Consider the following 17,663-nt stretch of genomic DNA (forward strand, 5'->3'; position numbering starts at 1 on the left):
CATATCAAGGGTGTAAGCGTATAATATAGTGGGTTTTCGTTGTCGATTTGATAAATTGCAGGTTTTTACAATTTATACTATGATAAGGATATTAACAGAAGATCGTATAAACATGAGGGATGATGAACATGAAACTTACAAAGATTCTTGTCCAAATTGCTGCTCTTTATGTATTTTATATGGTTGGAAATTGGGTGCAAGAAATGTTGAATCTTCCGATTCCAGGAAGTTTGATTGGGATGTTCCTCCTACTTGTTTTGCTTAGCCTAAAAGTACTTCCAGTGAAATGGTTTGATTTAGGAGCAGAAACACTCGTTGCTATTATGCCGTTTTTATTAATTCCGCCAACGCTTGGCTTAATGAATTACGGTGCTTTTTTTATGAGTAAAGGAATTTCCCTTTTCATTACAGTTGTAGCGAGTACGTTTTTAATTATTATTGTCGCAGGACATACAGGACAATATCTTGCGAATAGAAAGGAAAAAGAGACACAATGAGCCAAATATTAATCGGAATCGGTTGGGTTCTTTTTACGGTGCTATTATATCAATTATCTAAAAAAATCTACAAATTATTTCCAACACCATTTACCATTCCAATGCTTGTTGCAACAGGATTAATGGCTTTCTTATTTATAATGCTTGATATACCATATCAAAATTATATGGAAAGTGGTGGTGGCTGGATTGCGAAGCTATTAGGACCAGGTGTTGTAGCATTTGCAATCCCGCTTTATAAACAACGTCATGTTCTGCAAAAATATGTTGTACCAATTGCTGGTGGTGTATTAGTAGGTACAACAGTTGCTATTGCAAGTGATTTTGCTATCGCCACACTTATGGGAACAGATAAAAGCTTAATTTTATCTTCTTTACCAAAATCAGTGACAATGCCAGTTGCGATGAGTGTATCTGAACAAGTTGGTGGTGTCCCGTCCTTAACAGCAGCATTCGTCGTTATCGCAGGGATTACTGGAACGATTTCAGGACCAATTTTATTAAAATGGAGCCGTGTTACAAACTCAGTTGGTAAAGGGATTGGCTTTGGATGTGCGTCTCATATTATGGGTGTTATGAGAGCGATGAAAAATAATGAGCATGAAGGTGTTATTGGATCGGTAACAATGACATTAACAGCAATTTTGACATGTTTGCTTGGACCGTTATTCGCAATGATGTTCATGTAATAGAAGAAAAGCGAGAGCGATTCTATAGCTCTCGCTTTTCTATAGGATTTATGCTACATTTAAAATAACTGAATCTTTGTAGGAGGTACGCCAAGTGCATACGTTATTATCAGTTTTACTTATTATTGTATCGATTTTAATGATTGTTATGGTACTTATGCAGTCTAGTAATAGCTCAGGCCTTTCAGGCGCTATTTCAGGTGGTGCAGAGCAATTGTTTGGTAAGCAAAAAGCACGTGGAATTGAAGCGGTATTAAACCGTGTTACAGTTGTCTTAGCTGTACTATTCTTCGTACTAACAATTGGTGTTACGTACTTAAATTTATAAAATTAAAAGAAGAAGCGTTAGCGGATTATGCTAATGGTTCTTCTTTTTTTGATTTGTTATTCAAAAAAAGTTTCTAATTAGATTATAGAATTATAAATATGGTACACTAAGAATAGAAAGAATACGACTAGATTACAGAAGAGAAAGAGGAGAAGTACATGATGAAATTAGCATCTCCGAAACCATTTACATTTGAAGGTGGAGACCGCGCTGTTTTATTATTACATGGATTCACAGGGAACTCAGCTGACGTACGCATGCTAGGGCGTTTCTTAGAGAAGAAAGGCTATACTTGTCATGCGCCAATTTACAAAGGACACGGTGTACCACCAGAAGAGCTTGTTCATACAGGCCCTGAAGACTGGTGGAAAGATGTAATGAATGCCTACCAGCATTTAAAAGATCAAGGTTACGAGAAAATAGCTGCGGTTGGATTATCATTAGGCGGAGTATTCTCATTAAAACTTGCTTATACATTACCGATTTTAGGTGTTGTACCAATGTGTGCACCGATGTACATTAAAAGTGAAGAAATTATGTACCAAGGTATATTGGCATATGCCCGCGAATATAAAAAGCGTGAGCAAAAATCACCAGAACGAATTGAGCAGGAAATGTTTGAATTTAAACAGACACCAATGAATACATTAAAAGCATTACAGGAGTTGATTCGTGACGTACGCAATAATGTTGATATGATTTATGCTCCAACATTCGTTGTACAAGCACGTCATGATGAGATGATTAATACAGATAGTGCTAACATTATTTATAACGGTGTAGAATCTACGTTAAAAGACATTAAATGGTATGAAGACTCTACGCATGTCATTACACTTGATAAAGAACGTGATGTGCTACATGAGGATGTATATAACTTCTTGGAGCAACTAGATTGGTAAGGTCTAGTTGCCTCTTTTTTTCATAAGGGAATTTTTATCCCGCTATTTGTGGGCTAATAATCAGTGGGGACGGACAAAAAACCACTGGTTAAAGTTATACTTTATGAAAGCTGTAAAAAATCATTGGGAGATGATTAAAGTTTCACTTTATACATCCCCCATCTTTCGGATACACTAAATAATATAAGGGTTTAAAGGAGGTATTTCTGCTTGGAAGAAATCATGCAAGAACATATTGATAAGTTGTTATTATTTATGAGGGAAGAAGCGTATAAACCGTTAACGATACAAGAATTAGAATCGGCATTTGGAATCGAAGGCTCTGAGGGCTTTAAAGATTTCGTAAAGGCACTTGTAATGATGGAAGAGAAGGGGCTTGTTATCCGCACACGTAGTAACCGCTACGGTCTTCCAGAAAAAATGAATTTAGTACGCGGTAAATTAATTGGGCACGCACGTGGTTTTGCGTTCGTCGTTCCAGAAGAGAAGAAAACAGGAGATGATGATCTTTTCATCCCGCCGACAGAATTAAATGGTGCACTTCATGGTGATACAGTATTAGCACGTGTTAGCGCACAATCAAGTGGATCACGCCAAGAAGGCGCGATTGTTCGTATTTTAGAGCGTGGAACGAAGGAACTAGTTGGTACATATACAGAGTCAAAGAACTTTGGATTTGTTATACCTGATAATAAACGCTGGACAAGTGACATTTTTATCTTGAAAAGTGCATCTATGGGCGCTGTAGAAGGCCATAAAGTAGTTGTGAAAATTACGGGCTACCCAGAGAACCGTTTAAGCGCAGAAGGTGAAGTTATTCAAATTCTAGGTCATAAAAATGACCCAGGAGTAGATATTTTATCTGTCATTCATAAACATCATTTACCTTTAGCATTCCCTGAAGAAGTGATGGAGCATGCAAACAGTGTACCAGAAACGATTTCAGAAGAAGATATAAAAGATCGTCGTGATTTACGTGATCAAATGATTGTTACAATTGATGGTGCGGATGCAAAAGACTTAGATGACGCTGTTACAGTAACGAAGCTTGAGAACGGTAACTATAAGCTTGGCGTTCATATTGCGGATGTAAGTCATTACGTTCAAGAAGGTTCTCCAATTGATGTTGAAGCAGCAGAGAGAGCAACGAGTGTATATCTTGTAGACCGTGTAATTCCGATGATTCCGCATCGTTTATCAAACGGTATTTGTTCATTAAATCCGAAAGTAGACCGTCTGACACTATCTTGTGAAATGGAAATCAACAATCTAGGTGATGTTGTAAAACACGAGATTTTCCAAAGTGTAATTAAAACGACAGAGCGTATGACGTATGCTGACGTAAGAAGCATTTTAGAAGATGAAGACGAAGCACTAATTGAACGTTACGAGCCGCTAGTACCAATGTTTAAAGAAATGGGGCAGTTAGCACAAATTTTACGTGAAAAACGTATGCGCCGTGGTGCGATTGACTTTGACTTTAAAGAAGCGAAAGTACTAGTAGATGAAGAAGGAAAACCGACTGATGTTGTAATGCGTGATCGTTCTGTATCAGAGAAGTTAATTGAAGAGTTTATGCTTGTTGCGAACGAAACAGTAGCGGAGCATTTCCACTGGATGAACGTACCGTTTATGTACCGTGTCCATGAAGATCCGAAAGAAGATAAGCTTGAGCGTTTCTTCGAGTTTGTAACAAACTTCGGATATGCAGTAAAGGGACGTGCGAATGAAATACACCCTCGTGCATTGCAGCAAATTCTTGAAATGGTTCAAGGTCAGCCGGAAGAAATAGTCATTTCAACAGTTATGCTTCGTTCTATGAAGCAAGCACGTTACGATTCGAACAGCTTAGGACATTTTGGTTTATCAACTGAGTTCTACACGCATTTCACATCGCCAATTCGTCGTTACCCAGATACGATTGTTCATAGATTGATTCGTGAATACATCATTAATGGTAAAATAGACAACGAAACGCAAGCGAAATGGCGTGAAAACTTACCTGAGATTGCAGAGCACTCTTCTAATATGGAACGCCGTGCTGTTGAAGCAGAGCGTGAAACAGACGAAATGAAAAAAGCAGAGTATATGGTCGATAAGATCGGTGAAGAGTATGACGGTATGATTAGCTCTGTAACAAACTTCGGTTTATTCGTAGAGCTTCCAAATACAATTGAAGGTCTTGTACACGTTAGCTATTTAACAGATGATTACTACCGTTATGACGAAAAACATTTTGCGATGATCGGAGAACGTACAGGTAACGTATTCCGCATCGGTGACGAAATTACAATTCGTGTTATTAACGTAAATAAAGACGAGCGTGCAATCGACTTTGAAATCGTTGGCATGAAAGGCACACCTCGTCGTAAGTTCAAAGATCGTCCAGTTGTGATTGAACAGCCAAGAACAGGCAGAAAGAAACGCGGTGGACGTAGCGAACGTAGTAATGAGCGCGGTGGTGAACGCGGCACAGGAAGAAAGTTTGATCGTGGTGGACAAGGAAAAGGAAAAGCATCTGCATCTGCATCCACATCCGCTAGTCAGCCAGGGAAAAAAGATGGTAATAGTAATGGTAATGGTAAGAAGAAAAAAGGATTCTTTGAAAATGTACCAGGATTCAAGAAGAAAAAGAAAAAGCGCAAGTAAGAAAAGAGTGGCTTCGCCTTACATTCTGAGCGAGCCACTTTCGCTTTTTATTGAATCCAGCTACAGTGGCTAGAATCTATGGGTCATTTCGCTCCCTCGGACGAAGCAAAAAGCGCTTCTCTGTCGGGAGCTCCAATGTCCAAAGATTCTGAGCGAGCCACTTTCGCTTTTGGTTTACATTTGTTACAATAGTAAAAATAGAGGAGGGACGTTATATGCCAAAAGGTACAGGTAAGGTTATTGCGCAAAATAAAAAGGCATTTCATGATTATTTCATCGAAGAAACATACGAAGTAGGGCTTGTCCTTCAAGGAACGGAAATTAAGTCGATTCGCGCTGGACGCGTGAACTTGAAAGATGCGTTTGCACGTATACATAACGGTGAAGTATGGGTTCATAATATGCATATTAATACATATGAACAAGGGAATCGTTTCAATCACGATCCGCTACGTACAAGGAAGTTACTTCTTCATAAAAAAGAAATTGATAAGCTAGCAGGTTACGCAAAAGAAACAGGATATGCATTAGTTCCAGTTAGAATCTATTTGAAAAATGGATTTGCGAAAATGGCACTTGGTTTAGCAAAAGGTAAGAAGCAATATGATAAGCGTCACGATTTAAAAGAGAAAGAAGCTAAACGTGAAATTGCACGCGTGTTCCGTGATCGTCAAAAGATGTAATACAGATATTTACATTTGTAAAACGGCGCGCGTATGATATAATAACTTATGTAAGATTGTTGCACATTGAAAAACAGCTCTTAGTAGCTATCACGATATTTCTTCGTATGCTCCATTTTTATCATGGGGACGTTACGGATTCGACAGGGATAGTTCGAGCTTAGGTTGCGAGTCGAGGGGATCGGCCTCGTTAAAACGTCAAAGCCTATAATTGGCAAACAAAACAATCTTTCTTTAGCTGCTTAATTGCACTAAAGGTTCCTCCCTCCATCGTCCATGTGGTAGGGTAAGGGACTCAAACTAAGTGGACTACGCCGGAGTTCGCCGTCTGAGGGCGAAGGAAGAGAACAATCAGACTAGCAACTTGGAAGCCTGTCGATAGGCCGAAGAGTTCGCGAAATGCTAATATATCGACTACACTCGTAGAAGCTTAAGTGCCGATATTTTTGGACGTGGGTTCGACTCCCACCGTCTCCACCAATACATATTTGGTGGTTTTTTATTTTGTATGTGATATGAACCATAAGTTTGCCGTTCCGGCAAGCTTATGGTTCTTTTTGTTTGCGGCAAACTTATGCTTCCAGGATTTGAAGAATATTTTTAATGTCGCTTTTAAATAAAGTCACGATGTTTATAAAAAAGACGCGATGTTTTCTCCCTTTGGATCTGTTTATCTAAAGGGGTGTTTTTATAGTGAAAAGAAGATTTGAACTGAAAGACGGATTAAGGAACTGTTGAGTAGCAATAAAGTTACTCAACTAAAGGGCCATTTTGTGGAATAACACTTAATAAGAAAATTAGATATTTCTGTTAAAGAATATAGAGAATATTATGAAGAAACGTACTTAAGCTAAGTGGCAGGTTAGTTGAAGAAGGAATTTCTCTAAACTTGGAAGAATTTATATTCAAAAATATGTTAAGGAGCTTGTGAATTATATGGAATCCATTAGCAAAAGCGAAGTGAAGCTACGAGATATCACAGAGGAAGATCTTCCTATCTTTTTCGAACAACAACTAGATTCAACGGCGAACTATATGGCTGCCTGTACAGCTAAAGATCCCACTGATAAGGACGCATTTTTTGACCATTGGAAAAAAATTATCGCTGACGAGACTATCACAATTAAGACTATATTATTCAATGGCATTGTCACTGGACACGTCTCGAACTTTGAACAGTTCTGCGAACCCGAAGTAAGCTACTGGATTGGGAAGGAATACTGGGGTCATGGTATTGCAACTAAAGCGTTGTCAGAGTTTCTGGAGTATATTAAGGTACGCCCGCTCTATGCTCGTGCCGCTAAAGATAACCTCGCCTCCATTAGGGTATTGGAAAAATGCAGGTTTAAAATCATCTCTGAAGATAAGGGTTTTTCCAACGCAAGAGGCAAGGATGTTGAAGAATTTATTTTGAAGCTCGAATCTTATGATAGGTAATTTAATACCGTAATACTATTGGAGCGGTTCTTGACTAAGAAACCTTCTGTTGTTTAACCAACGGGTGCTTTTCTTCAATAAGGTTTGAATAATGATCTTTAGTAATCGGACGCGATTGTTGAGCAAACACAGATAGAAAAATGATTAAACTTTTTATAAAAAATTATTCACTAGCAACAAATAACCCAAGCATTTTGATCAAACTTTTTTCAAAATGTTTGGGTTTCTTCTGTTGAAAAATCAATTTTTGTAGCATGCTTTTAATCAAACTTTATTACAAACCAACAGTATTCACGGCAAGCTTATGGGTTAATAATTAATCCACGGCAAAGATATGCTTCCTTTAGCGGCAACTTTATGGGTAAAGTCACAAAAAGAACCATAACTTTGCCAGGTTGGCGAGGTTATGGTTCTAAAATTAGAATGTATTTAATTCTTCGGTTCTTTCAATTCCATTCTCAATGCATCTTGTGTGTGTTATCCCCTAACGATCACAATTTTATCTAAAATAAACAATAATAAAATCACTTCTACACAAGTATTTATAAGTAGAAAAATAGAAAGAATACCGTTTTTTCATTTTGTGGTTTTATAAAATGCTTAAGTTGAGGACGGTACCCTTGAAACAGAAACTGAGGGAATAGTTATTGATAATAAGCAGCTAGATAATATAGTTGCTCTTAATGATTAAATAATATGTATTTAAATCTTCATATATTTTGTGTTTTTATCCATATCTATTGTAAGATTATATAGAGTTCTCCTAATAAGCTGTTATAATGGCTTTTTTTAGGGATTTAATATTTATAAATCTTAAATTATTTTTTGGAGATAACTTTTTATCCAACTAAGTTATATTGAAGTAGAGGTGAACCATCGGTGAAGCAGGTGTTAGTAATTAAGAATGAACGGTCTTTTGCAAAGAAAATAGTAAGCGGTCTAACGCAAGAGGGCTATTTCATTTTAAAACTTCACAATGAAAACCAAGGTTTAAATATAGTATATGAACAAGATTGGGATATTATCATATTGGATTGGGATTCATTAAGTATATCGGGACCAGAAATTTGCAGACAAATACGACTTGTTAAAACGACACCGATAATTATTGTGACCGACAATATTTCTAGCAAGGATTGTATAGCAGGGCTACAAGCAGGAGCAGATGATTATATTAGAAAACCATTTGTGAAAGAAGAATTAGTAGCGAGGGTTCAAGCTATTTTAAGGAGAAGTGACTGTATCCAGCAAAATGAGACAAACTTTTTTCAGTTTAAAGATCTCTTTGTTGATGCATCTAGCAATATTGTGAAAAAAGGTGGTAAAAATCTCACGCTTACTAAGCGCGAATACGATTTACTTGTATTTTTAATCAAGAATAAAAACACAATATTGAGCCGTGAAATGCTTTTGAACCAGGTTTGGGGATATAACGTAGTAGTCAATCCCAATGTAGTGGATTTATATATTGGGTATGTAAGAAAAAAATTAAAGTGCGAGAAGAGAGATAGATATATTCAAACGATACATGGCAGGGGCTATTCAATGGTTGAATGATAAAAATAAGATAATAAAATAGTTTCTGTGAAATATTAAAAGACGGAAACTATAAAAAGAAGATTGCTATCAGATAGTGGAATATGAAAAAATTAGCTATTAATGGGCCCTTTTTTGCAGTAGAAATCATGGTTTATAAGGTGCTAATCTATCAGTTAGTACGTGTGGGGGATGGATCTGGTGGAGACTGTATCTAATTTGTTTTTAATTTTGTTAACTCACACCATTCACAAGATTTTCACAGAATTAATGACTATACTTATTTACAGGATGTTCAAATGAAAATGATTATCAATAGCAATTTAGATGCATAAAAGTTACTATCTAATTTAATCTATGGACTTTATCATTTTCGAACTAAATTACATAATAAGGAGTATACGTATGAAAAAAACTATGCTTTTAAAATTAGTAAGTATTCTAGCAATTTTCACTTTAATGTTAGTAGCTTGCTCAGATTCAAGTAAGGAAACTTCGAAAGCTAATAAAGGTGATAGTAGTGATAAGCCAAAAACGGTTGAAATCACTGATGCACATGGAACTGTTAAAGTCCCTGTAAATCCAAAAAATGTAGTTGCTTTAGATAATAGAACTTTTGAAACTTTAGCTGATTGGGGAATTAAATTAGCGGCTGCTCCAAAGGATGTAATGCCTGCAGATTCAGCATATGTAAAGGATAGTAAAGTTCAAAATATTGGAAATCACCGCGAACCAAATCTTGAAATTATTGCAGCGGCAAACCCTGAACTTGTAATCGTTGGTCAAAGATTTGCTGGCCATTACGAAGAAATCAAAAAATTAGTGCCAAATGCGGCTGTTATTGATCTTAATGTTGATGTTTCTGAGAAAGCTACTAAGCCTGGAGAAAACTTAGTAAAAGGACTTAAAGATTCTACAATTTCTCTAGGAAAAATCTTTGATAAAGATAAAGAAGCTAAAAAATTAGTAGCTGATTTTGATAAATCTATTGAAAATGTAAAATCTGCTTATAATGGAAAAGATAAAGTTATGAGTGTTATCGTTACTGGTGGGAATATTGGTTTTGCTGCTCCTCACTCTGGTCGCGTTTGGGGACCAATGTATGAGATTTTCGGTTGGACTCCAGCACTAGAAGTGTCTAATTCTACTGCAGGTCATAAAGGTGATGACGTTTCTGTTGAAGCTATTGCACAAACAAATCCTGATTGGCTTTTCGTATTAGATCGTGATGCTGCAACATCTGATGCTGCTACTTCAGCTCCTGCTCAAGATGTTATTTCTAAATCACCTGCTCTTCAAAACACAACTGCTGTTTCTAAAAAACAAATTGTTTATGCACCAGCAGATACTTACACAAATGAATCAATTGAGACTTATATAGAGTTATTTGGAAATATCGCAAAAACTTTAGCTAAGTAGTGTAAAGGAGTACGAAACAGTGTCAAAAAATATGATTTCTAGGGTTGAGAATATTTCTCAACCCCAGTTTTATAATCACAATAAAATATGGACAAAACCTTTTATAATAGCGATTATAGTTGTTATAATTTTAGGGATTATATCACTGTTTACTGGAGTTTATGATATACGTGGACAAGAGGACGGAATGGAGATGTTTTTCATAACTCGTGTTCCGAGAACAGTTGCATTAATGCTTACTGGAGCTGCAATGGCGATGGCAGGGCTCGTAATGCAACTAATTACACAGAATCGTTTTGTTGAACCTACTACAACGGGGACTATTGAATGGTCAGGCTTAGGCCTGCTTTTTGTATATTTATTATTTCCTGCCCCGACGTTAGTTCAAAGAATGACTGGTGCAATCATTTTTTCTTTTATAGGAACTATGATTTTCTTTCTATTTTTAAGAAGAGTTAAACTTCGTTCGTCTTTAATTGTCCCGATTATTGGATTGATGCTTGGAGCAGTTATTTCTGCAGTGTCTACTTTTTTGGGACTCCTTTTTCAAATGACGCAAAGTATTGAAACTTGGTTCGTAGGTTCATTTGCTACCGTTCAGGTGGGAAGATATGAATATTTATGGCTGATTGTTATCGTTACTTTGCTTATTTTTATGTATGCTAATAGATTGACTTTAGCTGGACTAGGAGAAGATGTCGCAACAAGCCTTGGAGTTAATTACAATAGAATTGTTCTTTTTGGGACTGGCCTTATCTCTGTTGCAGTTGGAATTGTTGCAGCTGTTATTGGAAACTTACCTTTCTTGGGATTAATTGTTCCAAACATTGTTTCAATGTTTAGGGGAGATGATCTTAGGAGTAATTTACCTTGGGTATGTGTAATCGGAATGGGGACAATAACTGCCTGTGACATCATTTCTCGAACAATTATAAAGCCTTTTGAAGTACCTGTTTCTTTAATACTTGCAACAGTGGGAGCAGTCGTATTTATTACTATTTTATTGAGAAAAAGAAAACCAAGGAGGCTGCGATGATCACATTAGACTATAGAAATAAAGAAAATGTCGAAATCGATTCTAGCCTTCATAATGAAAGTAGATCAGCTAGCGCTTTTCGTTCTAAGAAGGAAGCAAGACGTTATTGGATTGTACTGATAACATTGATCGCTTTAGGTCTCCTTTCTTCATATGGACTTTTAGTTTATAACAATCCAGTTCCGATAGATTCACCTTCTTTTATCCCAGTTGTTAAGAGAAGGATAATAGCCATTGTTGCGATGATTATTGCTGCAGTTTGCCATAGCTTGTCGACAGTTGCTTTCCAATCTATTACGAACAATAAGATTATTACTCCTTCGCTTTTAGGTTTCGAATCACTTTATTCAGCAATTCATACGAGTACAATATTCTTCTTTGGTGCTAGTGCATTAATAAACTTTAATGGAATTGGATCGTTTGTATTCCAAGTTGTTGTTATGGTCTTCATGAGTTTGATACTTTATGGATGGTTACTTTCCGGTAAATACGGGAATTTACAACTTATGCTTTTAGTTGGAATTATTATTGGTACCGGACTAAATTCTGTGTCAACTTTTATGAGAAAGCTACTTGCGCCTTCAGAGTTTGATATTTTACAAGCGAAATTATTTGGTTCTGTTAATCACGCAGATCCTGCATATTTTCCTATTGTAATTCCTATGATCATAATTGTAGCAGTATTAATTTTTGCTCATTCTAAGAATTTGAATGTTTTGTCACTAGGAAAGGATGTTGCTACTTCTTTTGGAGTTAAATATCAACCTAGTGTAATTTATACGCTTGTATTAGTTGCTATTTTGATGTCCATTTCAACAGCTCTAATTGGGCCACTTACTTTCTACGGCTTTTTAGTAGCAACTTTGAGTTATCAGGCGGCGTCAACTTATGATCATAGATATATTTTTCCAATGGCTTTTGCAATAGGATTTTTGATAATGACGAGTGCATACTTTTTAATGTATCATGTATTCCATGCTCAAGGTGTAGTTTCAGTTATTATTGAATTATTTGGTGGAATAATATTCTTAACTATAGTTTTAAGGAAGAGGGCTTTATGATAAAAATTGATAATGTTAAAAAGTTCTATACTGATAAGGTGAAAATAGGACCTTTGGATATTGAAATACCAAAAGCGGGCTTTACTTCTTTAATTGGACCAAATGGCGCTGGAAAGTCAACGACACTATTGATGATTGGAAGACTTTTAGATATGGATGAAGGTCAAATTCAGGTAGCAAATATGGATGTTTCTGAATCCAAATCAAAAGACTTAGCAAAAGTTTTGACTATATTGCGACAAGAGAATCATTTTGTAACTAGGCTTACTGTTAGACAATTAGTTGGATTTGGGCGCTTTCCTTATTCAAAGGGAAGATTAACTAAAGAGGATGAAGCTATTATTTCTAAATATATCGATTTTCTAGATTTAACCAATTTAGAGAATAGATATTTAGATGAGCTTTCTGGTGGTCAAAGACAAAGGGCATATGTAGCGATGGTATTGTGCCAAGAGACTGAATATGTACTTTTGGACGAGCCTCTGAACAACCTTGATGTTGCTCGTTCTGTTCAAATGATGGAGCATTTGAGACGTGCAGCTAATGAATTTGGAAGAACAATTTTGACTGTTATGCATGACATAAATTTTGCAGCCAAATATTCGGATAAAATTTGTGCTATGAAGGATGGACAAATTGCTGCTTTTGGAACAGTAGAAGAGGTTATGGACCCAACAATTTTAACAGATATTTTTGAAACGAAAATTGAAATTATCAATGGTCCTTATGGGCCAATCGCTGTTTATTAGTTACAAAATGTGAAAAATGAGTATGTCAAAAAAATACTGTAGCTTGTGTAAATCATGCCAGCTACTCTAGTTGAAGTTGCTGTCTGTATTTTATAGGCAGCAGCTTTTTTTAATGCGGTTGCCCATGATAACTCTTAATATTTCTGGCTGCTCGTAACAGTCCTGCATGTATTTCATTACTTCCGGTCCTGCGATGCTTCCAACAATAAACTTGTAAATTACTCATGAAATGCAAAGGAACGCTTCGTATTTTCAAGTATTTACCAAATGAAAAATTTATCTCTGTATAACTTTTTATAAGAATTCAGCTTGTTTTTTTTGTATGTAATATTGCATATAAGAGTGTATTGATAAAAGTGTAAGGGGTCACTATAATGAGGGCATAAAGATAAATCACATTTTCGTAGCAATAAAAAAGGAGGAAATAATATGGAAATCGCAATGGCAGTTTTGAAATTTGTAGGTGGCGTAATCCCGTTAATTCAAGAACTTTTGAAAGCATTTATGTAGGTTTATTAGTTAGCTATCATTTATCAATCATTATCATATCTTACTAAAAAAAGAACGGGGTGATTTTTCTGAATATTAAGAAAAACACTAAAAGAAGAAAGTTCCTTGCGTGTTTATTAGTTAGTCTATGCACTATTAATTATTCATCTATTTCCTTCGCAGAAACACAAGCAGGTAATACAACTGATGTAACCAAAAATGCTAGTGGCATTGATACTGGTATAGCAAATCTTAAATATAATAATCAAGAGGTTTTAGCTGTAAATGGTGATAAGGTAGAGAGTTTTGTTCCGAAAGAAAGTATCAATTCAAATGGTAAATTTGTAGTAGTGGAACGCGAGAAAAAATCACTTACAACTTCACCAGTCGATATTTCGATTATTGATTCTGTGGTGAATCGTACGTATCCAGGAGCGGTACAACTTGCAAATAAAGCTTTTGCAGACAATCAACCGAGTTTATTAGTGGCTAAGAGAAAGCCTTTGAATATTAGTATAGACTTACCTGGCATGAGAAAAGAAAATACAATAACTGTCCAAAATCCGACATATGGTAATGTGGCTGGAGCAGTAGATGATTTAGTATCTACTTGGAATGAAAAGTATTCTAAAACACATACGTTACCTGCAAGAATGCAGTATACAGAATCTATGGTTTATAGTAAATCACAAATCGCAAGTGCCCTTAACGTTAACGCTAAATATCTTGATAACAGTCTAAACATTGATTTTAATGCGGTTGCAAATGGAGAGAAAAAAGTGATGGTAGCGGCATATAAGCAAATATTTTATACCGTAAGTGCTGAACTACCTAACAATCCATCCGATCTTTTTGATAATAGTGTTACTTTTGGTGAGTTAACTCGTAAAGGTGTAAGTAATTCGGCCCCACCTGTTATGGTCTCAAATGTAGCTTATGGTAGAACTGTTTATGTAAAATTAGAAACAACATCTAAGAGCAAAGATGTACAAGCTGCTTTTAAAGCCTTACTTAAGAATAACAGCGTCGAAACGAATGGACAGTACAAAGATATTTTTGAAGAAAGTACTTTTACTGCTGTAGTATTAGGCGGAGATGCGAAAGAGCATAACAAGGTTGTTACTAAAGATTTCAATGAAATCCGAAATATCATTAAAGATAATGCTGAATTAAGTCTTAAAAATCCAGCATACCCAATTTCATATACAAGTACTTTTTTAAAAGATAATGCAACTGCTGCTGTTCATAACAATACAGATTATATCGAGACGACAACTACAGAATATTCAAGTGCTAAAATGACACTGGATCATTACGGTGCTTACGTTGCGCAATTTGATGTATCTTGGGATGAATTCACATTTGATCAAAATGGTAAAGAAGTACTAACACATAAAACATGGGATGGTAGCGGCAAAGACAAAACGGCTCATTACTCTACAGTTATCCCTCTTCCACCAAATTCAAAAAATATAAAAATCGTAGCAAGAGAATGTACTGGTCTTGCATGGGAATGGTGGAGAACAATTATTAATGAACAAAATGTTCCATTAACAAATGAAATAAAAGTTTCAATTGGAGGAACAACATTATACCCAACTGCTAGTATTAGTCATTAGGTATAAAAAGGCGCCCTGTAAGCAGGGCGCTTTTTTACTTAGTCACAAATTTTACTCTTTCCAAAACTGTTCCAATAGAATGACAAGCATGGTACCCACAAGTAATCCATTACTTAAAACATATTGTAAGGAAGAAGGAATTCCGCTAAATGCACTTTCTGGAAGAAACATTATTCCCAAACTGATTAATAATGAAATTCCTAATATTGTTAATCGGCGTTGATTTAATTCTTCACGTAAAATGGATTGAAATGAAATGCCTATTACTTGGACAAATGTTGCTAAAAGTGCGGCATTAGCAATAGGACCTGGTAGCAAGGATATAAAGTTTACAATTGAAGGAATAAAAGAAATTCCTGCTAATATAAGACTTGCTATAAGGAACGACTTCATTTTTCTTTGTCCTGTTAGTTGAATAAATCCTGCTGATGCAGGTAATGGTACAATTCCAATTGTAGAAAACAACGACGAGATAATATGCGATATACCTCCGGCCCACACGCCGCGGTTCAGTATTTGCTTTTCATTTTCTTTAGATAACGGAGCCACTTGTTTTACAGCCGAAATAGCAGCGATTGTATTTGCAACTAAAAGAAATGTAAATAAAGTTGCAGTTAGAGCCATTCCAATATCTAATCTAGGCATGCCCCAAGCGAATATCTCTGGTAACTTAACTAACGGTGTGTGTGAAGGTATATGAGATGATTTTCCTAATACAGCATACAAAAGCCAACCACATGAAATGCCAAGTAACACAGCGTAACTTTTCATCCATCCTTTCCCTTTAATTGATAAGAAAGTAATAAGGGCAAAAACAAAGAGCGCAATAGTAGCCGTTGTATAATCAGGATGAGTTACAGCTCCTTGTAATCCCATCATTCCTTTTAGTAACACACCACTAAGCTGAAGAGATAATATTAAAAGAAAAGTGCCTGTAACCAAGGGTGTAAATAAACGTAGAATTCGATGAACAAGCCCTGTTATACCAAGGAGGAAGAGTAATATACCTGCAATAATTAATCCACCTTCTAAAAGTTGTAATACATCCTTTGCACTTTGTCCCTGATGCATAGCGACTTGTCCCAATATGACAAATATACTTACCCATGAACCGGCTGGCCCATCCGCTATGGGATAGCGATGCCCAAACCATGCTTGTATAAATGAACTTACTCCTACAACTAAAAAAGTTCGTTGCATTAATGTTGAGATATCTTCTATTGATAAATGGAATATGCCACCAATAATGATAGGCAATGCAATTGCATTTGCTAATAAAAACACAAACCACTGTAGAATACTAAAGCTCGTATCGACGTATTTTTTATTCATATTATTCTCCCTTGTATAAAAAGAATCTCATAGTAAAAATCCATCCTTTCTATACAGCTAGATTAAAAAGGATGGATTTTATAAATCTATAAAATCACTTTAATTATATAGATAGATTTTTAATTAATTACCATGTACGGAACGGTAAGAATTTCCCGTTAAGTGTAATCACGATACGAGGGTCGCCACCTTTTGGATCTTCTTGTGTGTCCACACCTAGATTGAAGTTAATTGCACTCATTACACCTTCGCCAGCTTTTTCTAGGATTAATTCTCTAAGAGTCGGTGCGTATTGTAACATCATTTCATATAATCGATATAAGATTGGGTCAGTAGGAGGCATTTGCATTACTTGACCTCGAAGTGGAACTACTGTTAATGCCTGAACTACTTCTTCATCTAATTCTAATAGTTTACCAATTTTTTCTGCTTCCGGACGTGTCATTGTAGCTTGTCCTAATAACGCTGTTACAACCCAAGTCTCAGAGTTTTCACTTACTTTTGAAATTTCTTCCCATGTTAAACCTTTTGCAATTTTTGCTTCCATAATTTTTTGCGTAGCTTCTTGTCTATTCATATCTAATAACTTCCCTTCATTTAAGTAATAATTAATTTTTCATACCATTTAATGCTTTATATCCATCAACTATTAAATCTAATTTACCTGTGTGAGGATCAATAACTAAACCATGTACAGGAACATCTTTTGGAATAAGTGGATGATTTCTTACTAAATCAACATTAGCTTGAGTTGAACCGTTGACATCATCGAATCCAAATAACCATTTTTCAAGGTCAACACCAGCATATTCAATCGCTGATAAAATTTCTGGTGAAGCTACTCCACGATCTAATATTTTTTGAAGTGTTCCTTTTGGATTAGTTTGGCTCGCACCACATCTTTGGTGTCCGATAAGGAAGATTTCATCTGCATTTAGATCATATACTGATGCGACAACACTTTGCATAACACTATCGAAAGCAGAAGCAATTTTACCACCTGCATTTCTGATAACTTTTGCATCACCATCGTGTATATCTAAAGCTTTTGGAAGTAGCTCAATTAAACGAGCGTCCATGCAAGAAACAACAACCATACGTTTTTTAGGCAGTTTTGTCGCTTCACGAGGAGCGTATTCTTTATTTTCTACAAATTGTTCATTGAACGATAAAATCTCTTGTAATAACATATTTGTAACCTCCTTTAAATCTAGATGTATTTTTTTGTTGCGTCCTC

The 17,663-nt window shown here is 35.8% G+C and carries 16 protein-coding genes and 1 other RNA gene; 14 read left to right on the forward strand and 3 right to left on the reverse strand.

Annotated features, from left to right (window positions below):
- The first annotated feature begins 119 nt into the window (after positions 1-119).
- From BG05_RS06450 to alo, 14 genes are all read left to right on the forward strand, one after another.
- Positions 120-497, forward strand: a complete 378-nt coding sequence (locus tag BG05_RS06450) for a CidA/LrgA family holin-like protein (protein WP_002016064.1) — start codon at positions 120-122, stop codon at positions 495-497.
- Positions 494-1,186 carry an LrgB family protein gene (locus BG05_RS06455; protein WP_002129877.1) on the forward strand — a complete coding sequence of 231 codons (693 nt, stop codon included), beginning with the start codon at positions 494-496 and terminating at the stop codon, positions 1,184-1,186. The genes BG05_RS06450 and BG05_RS06455 overlap by 4 nt, the downstream gene beginning before the upstream one ends.
- A gap of 94 nt (positions 1,187-1,280) precedes the next feature.
- On the forward strand, positions 1,281-1,514 hold the full coding sequence (secG, locus tag BG05_RS06460; protein WP_002016062.1) for a preprotein translocase subunit SecG: 234 nt from the start codon (positions 1,281-1,283) through the stop codon (positions 1,512-1,514).
- 161 nt (positions 1,515-1,675) lie between these two features.
- Complete coding sequence (locus BG05_RS06465; protein ID WP_162836430.1) at positions 1,676-2,416, forward strand: alpha/beta hydrolase; 741 nt, start codon at positions 1,676-1,678, stop codon at positions 2,414-2,416.
- Between the two features lie 222 nt (positions 2,417-2,638).
- Positions 2,639-5,065 (forward strand): ribonuclease R, encoded by a 2,427-nt coding sequence (rnr, locus tag BG05_RS06470; protein ID WP_407465339.1) that lies wholly within the window; start codon positions 2,639-2,641, stop codon positions 5,063-5,065.
- A 215-nt stretch (positions 5,066-5,280) separates the two neighbouring features.
- Positions 5,281-5,748, forward strand: coding sequence for an SsrA-binding protein (gene smpB / locus BG05_RS06475; protein ID WP_002034685.1), 468 nt, complete (start codon positions 5,281-5,283; stop codon positions 5,746-5,748).
- Between the two features lie 125 nt (positions 5,749-5,873).
- Positions 5,874-6,228, forward strand: a transfer-messenger RNA (tmRNA) gene (gene ssrA, locus BG05_RS29245).
- A 456-nt stretch (positions 6,229-6,684) separates the two neighbouring features.
- Positions 6,685-7,185: a GNAT family N-acetyltransferase gene (locus BG05_RS06480; RefSeq protein ID WP_003192299.1), complete on the forward strand. Its 501-nt coding sequence runs from the start codon at positions 6,685-6,687 to the stop codon at positions 7,183-7,185.
- Between the two features lie 879 nt (positions 7,186-8,064).
- Positions 8,065-8,742, forward strand: a complete 678-nt coding sequence (locus BG05_RS06485) for a response regulator transcription factor (RefSeq protein ID WP_003192297.1) — start codon at positions 8,065-8,067, stop codon at positions 8,740-8,742.
- 384 nt (positions 8,743-9,126) lie between these two features.
- Positions 9,127-10,140, forward strand: a complete 1,014-nt coding sequence (locus tag BG05_RS06490) for a siderophore ABC transporter substrate-binding protein (protein ID WP_002139176.1) — start codon at positions 9,127-9,129, stop codon at positions 10,138-10,140.
- A gap of 19 nt (positions 10,141-10,159) precedes the next feature.
- Positions 10,160-11,176, forward strand: coding sequence for an ABC transporter permease (locus tag BG05_RS06495; protein WP_002166486.1), 1,017 nt, complete (start codon positions 10,160-10,162; stop codon positions 11,174-11,176).
- The gene (locus tag BG05_RS06500; RefSeq protein WP_002089519.1) at positions 11,173-12,237 is read left to right on the forward strand and encodes an iron chelate uptake ABC transporter family permease subunit; all 1,065 of its coding nucleotides are present in this window, start codon (positions 11,173-11,175) and stop codon (positions 12,235-12,237) included. Before BG05_RS06495 ends, BG05_RS06500 begins: the two co-directional genes overlap by 4 nt.
- Positions 12,234-12,986 (forward strand): iron ABC transporter ATP-binding protein, encoded by a 753-nt coding sequence (locus BG05_RS06505; RefSeq protein ID WP_000590058.1) that lies wholly within the window; start codon positions 12,234-12,236, stop codon positions 12,984-12,986. Before BG05_RS06500 ends, BG05_RS06505 begins: the two co-directional genes overlap by 4 nt.
- A gap of 569 nt (positions 12,987-13,555) precedes the next feature.
- Positions 13,556-15,094 (forward strand): anthrolysin O/cereolysin O family cholesterol-dependent cytolysin Alo, encoded by a 1,539-nt coding sequence (gene alo, locus BG05_RS06510; RefSeq protein WP_002016038.1) that lies wholly within the window; start codon positions 13,556-13,558, stop codon positions 15,092-15,094.
- Between the two features lie 51 nt (positions 15,095-15,145).
- Here the strand turns inward: alo and BG05_RS06515 are convergent, their stop codons facing one another.
- The 3 genes from BG05_RS06515 to BG05_RS06525 all read right to left on the reverse strand — a co-directional run bounded on the left by BG05_RS06515 (position 15,146) and on the right by BG05_RS06525 (position 17,616).
- Positions 15,146-16,426, reverse strand: coding sequence for a purine/pyrimidine permease (locus BG05_RS06515; RefSeq protein ID WP_002184683.1), 1,281 nt, complete (start codon positions 16,424-16,426; stop codon positions 15,146-15,148).
- Positions 16,427-16,553: 127 nt separating this feature from the next.
- Positions 16,554-17,003 carry a cyanase gene (gene cynS / locus BG05_RS06520; RefSeq protein WP_001081567.1) on the reverse strand — a complete coding sequence of 150 codons (450 nt, stop codon included), beginning with the start codon at positions 17,001-17,003 and terminating at the stop codon, positions 16,554-16,556.
- Positions 17,004-17,034: 31 nt separating this feature from the next.
- Positions 17,035-17,616, reverse strand: a complete 582-nt coding sequence (locus tag BG05_RS06525; RefSeq protein ID WP_002129867.1) for a beta-class carbonic anhydrase — start codon at positions 17,614-17,616, stop codon at positions 17,035-17,037.
- Positions 17,617-17,663: the final 47 nt, after the last annotated feature.

The sequence above is a fragment of the Bacillus mycoides genome (assembly GCF_000832605.1).
GTDB classification, from domain to species: Bacteria; Bacillota; Bacilli; order Bacillales; family Bacillaceae_G; genus Bacillus_A; species Bacillus_A mycoides.

Excerpts from the sequence above, each read along its gene's own strand:
- BG05_RS06515 (WP_002184683.1), bottom strand. The coding sequence starts at position 16,426 with ATGAATAAAAAATACGTCGATACGAGCTTTAGTATTCTACAGTGGTTT.
- BG05_RS06490 (WP_002139176.1), top strand. The coding sequence starts at position 9,127 with ATGAAAAAAACTATGCTTTTAAAATTAGTAAGTATTCTAGCAATTTTC.
- BG05_RS06455 (WP_002129877.1), top strand. The coding sequence starts at position 494 with ATGAGCCAAATATTAATCGGAATCGGTTGGGTTCTTTTTACGGTGCTA.
- smpB (WP_002034685.1), top strand. The coding sequence starts at position 5,281 with ATGCCAAAAGGTACAGGTAAGGTTATTGCGCAAAATAAAAAGGCATTT.
- BG05_RS06465 (WP_162836430.1), top strand. The coding sequence starts at position 1,676 with ATGAAATTAGCATCTCCGAAACCATTTACATTTGAAGGTGGAGACCGC.
- BG05_RS06525 (WP_002129867.1), bottom strand. The coding sequence starts at position 17,616 with ATGTTATTACAAGAGATTTTATCGTTCAATGAACAATTTGTAGAAAAT.
- BG05_RS06505 (WP_000590058.1), top strand. The coding sequence starts at position 12,234 with ATGATAAAAATTGATAATGTTAAAAAGTTCTATACTGATAAGGTGAAA.
- rnr (WP_407465339.1), top strand. The coding sequence starts at position 2,639 with ATGCAAGAACATATTGATAAGTTGTTATTATTTATGAGGGAAGAAGCG.
- BG05_RS06480 (WP_003192299.1), top strand. The coding sequence starts at position 6,685 with ATGGAATCCATTAGCAAAAGCGAAGTGAAGCTACGAGATATCACAGAG.
- cynS (WP_001081567.1), bottom strand. The coding sequence starts at position 17,003 with ATGAATAGACAAGAAGCTACGCAAAAAATTATGGAAGCAAAAATTGCA.
- BG05_RS06450 (WP_002016064.1), top strand. The coding sequence starts at position 120 with ATGATGAACATGAAACTTACAAAGATTCTTGTCCAAATTGCTGCTCTT.
- BG05_RS06500 (WP_002089519.1), top strand. The coding sequence starts at position 11,173 with ATGATCACATTAGACTATAGAAATAAAGAAAATGTCGAAATCGATTCT.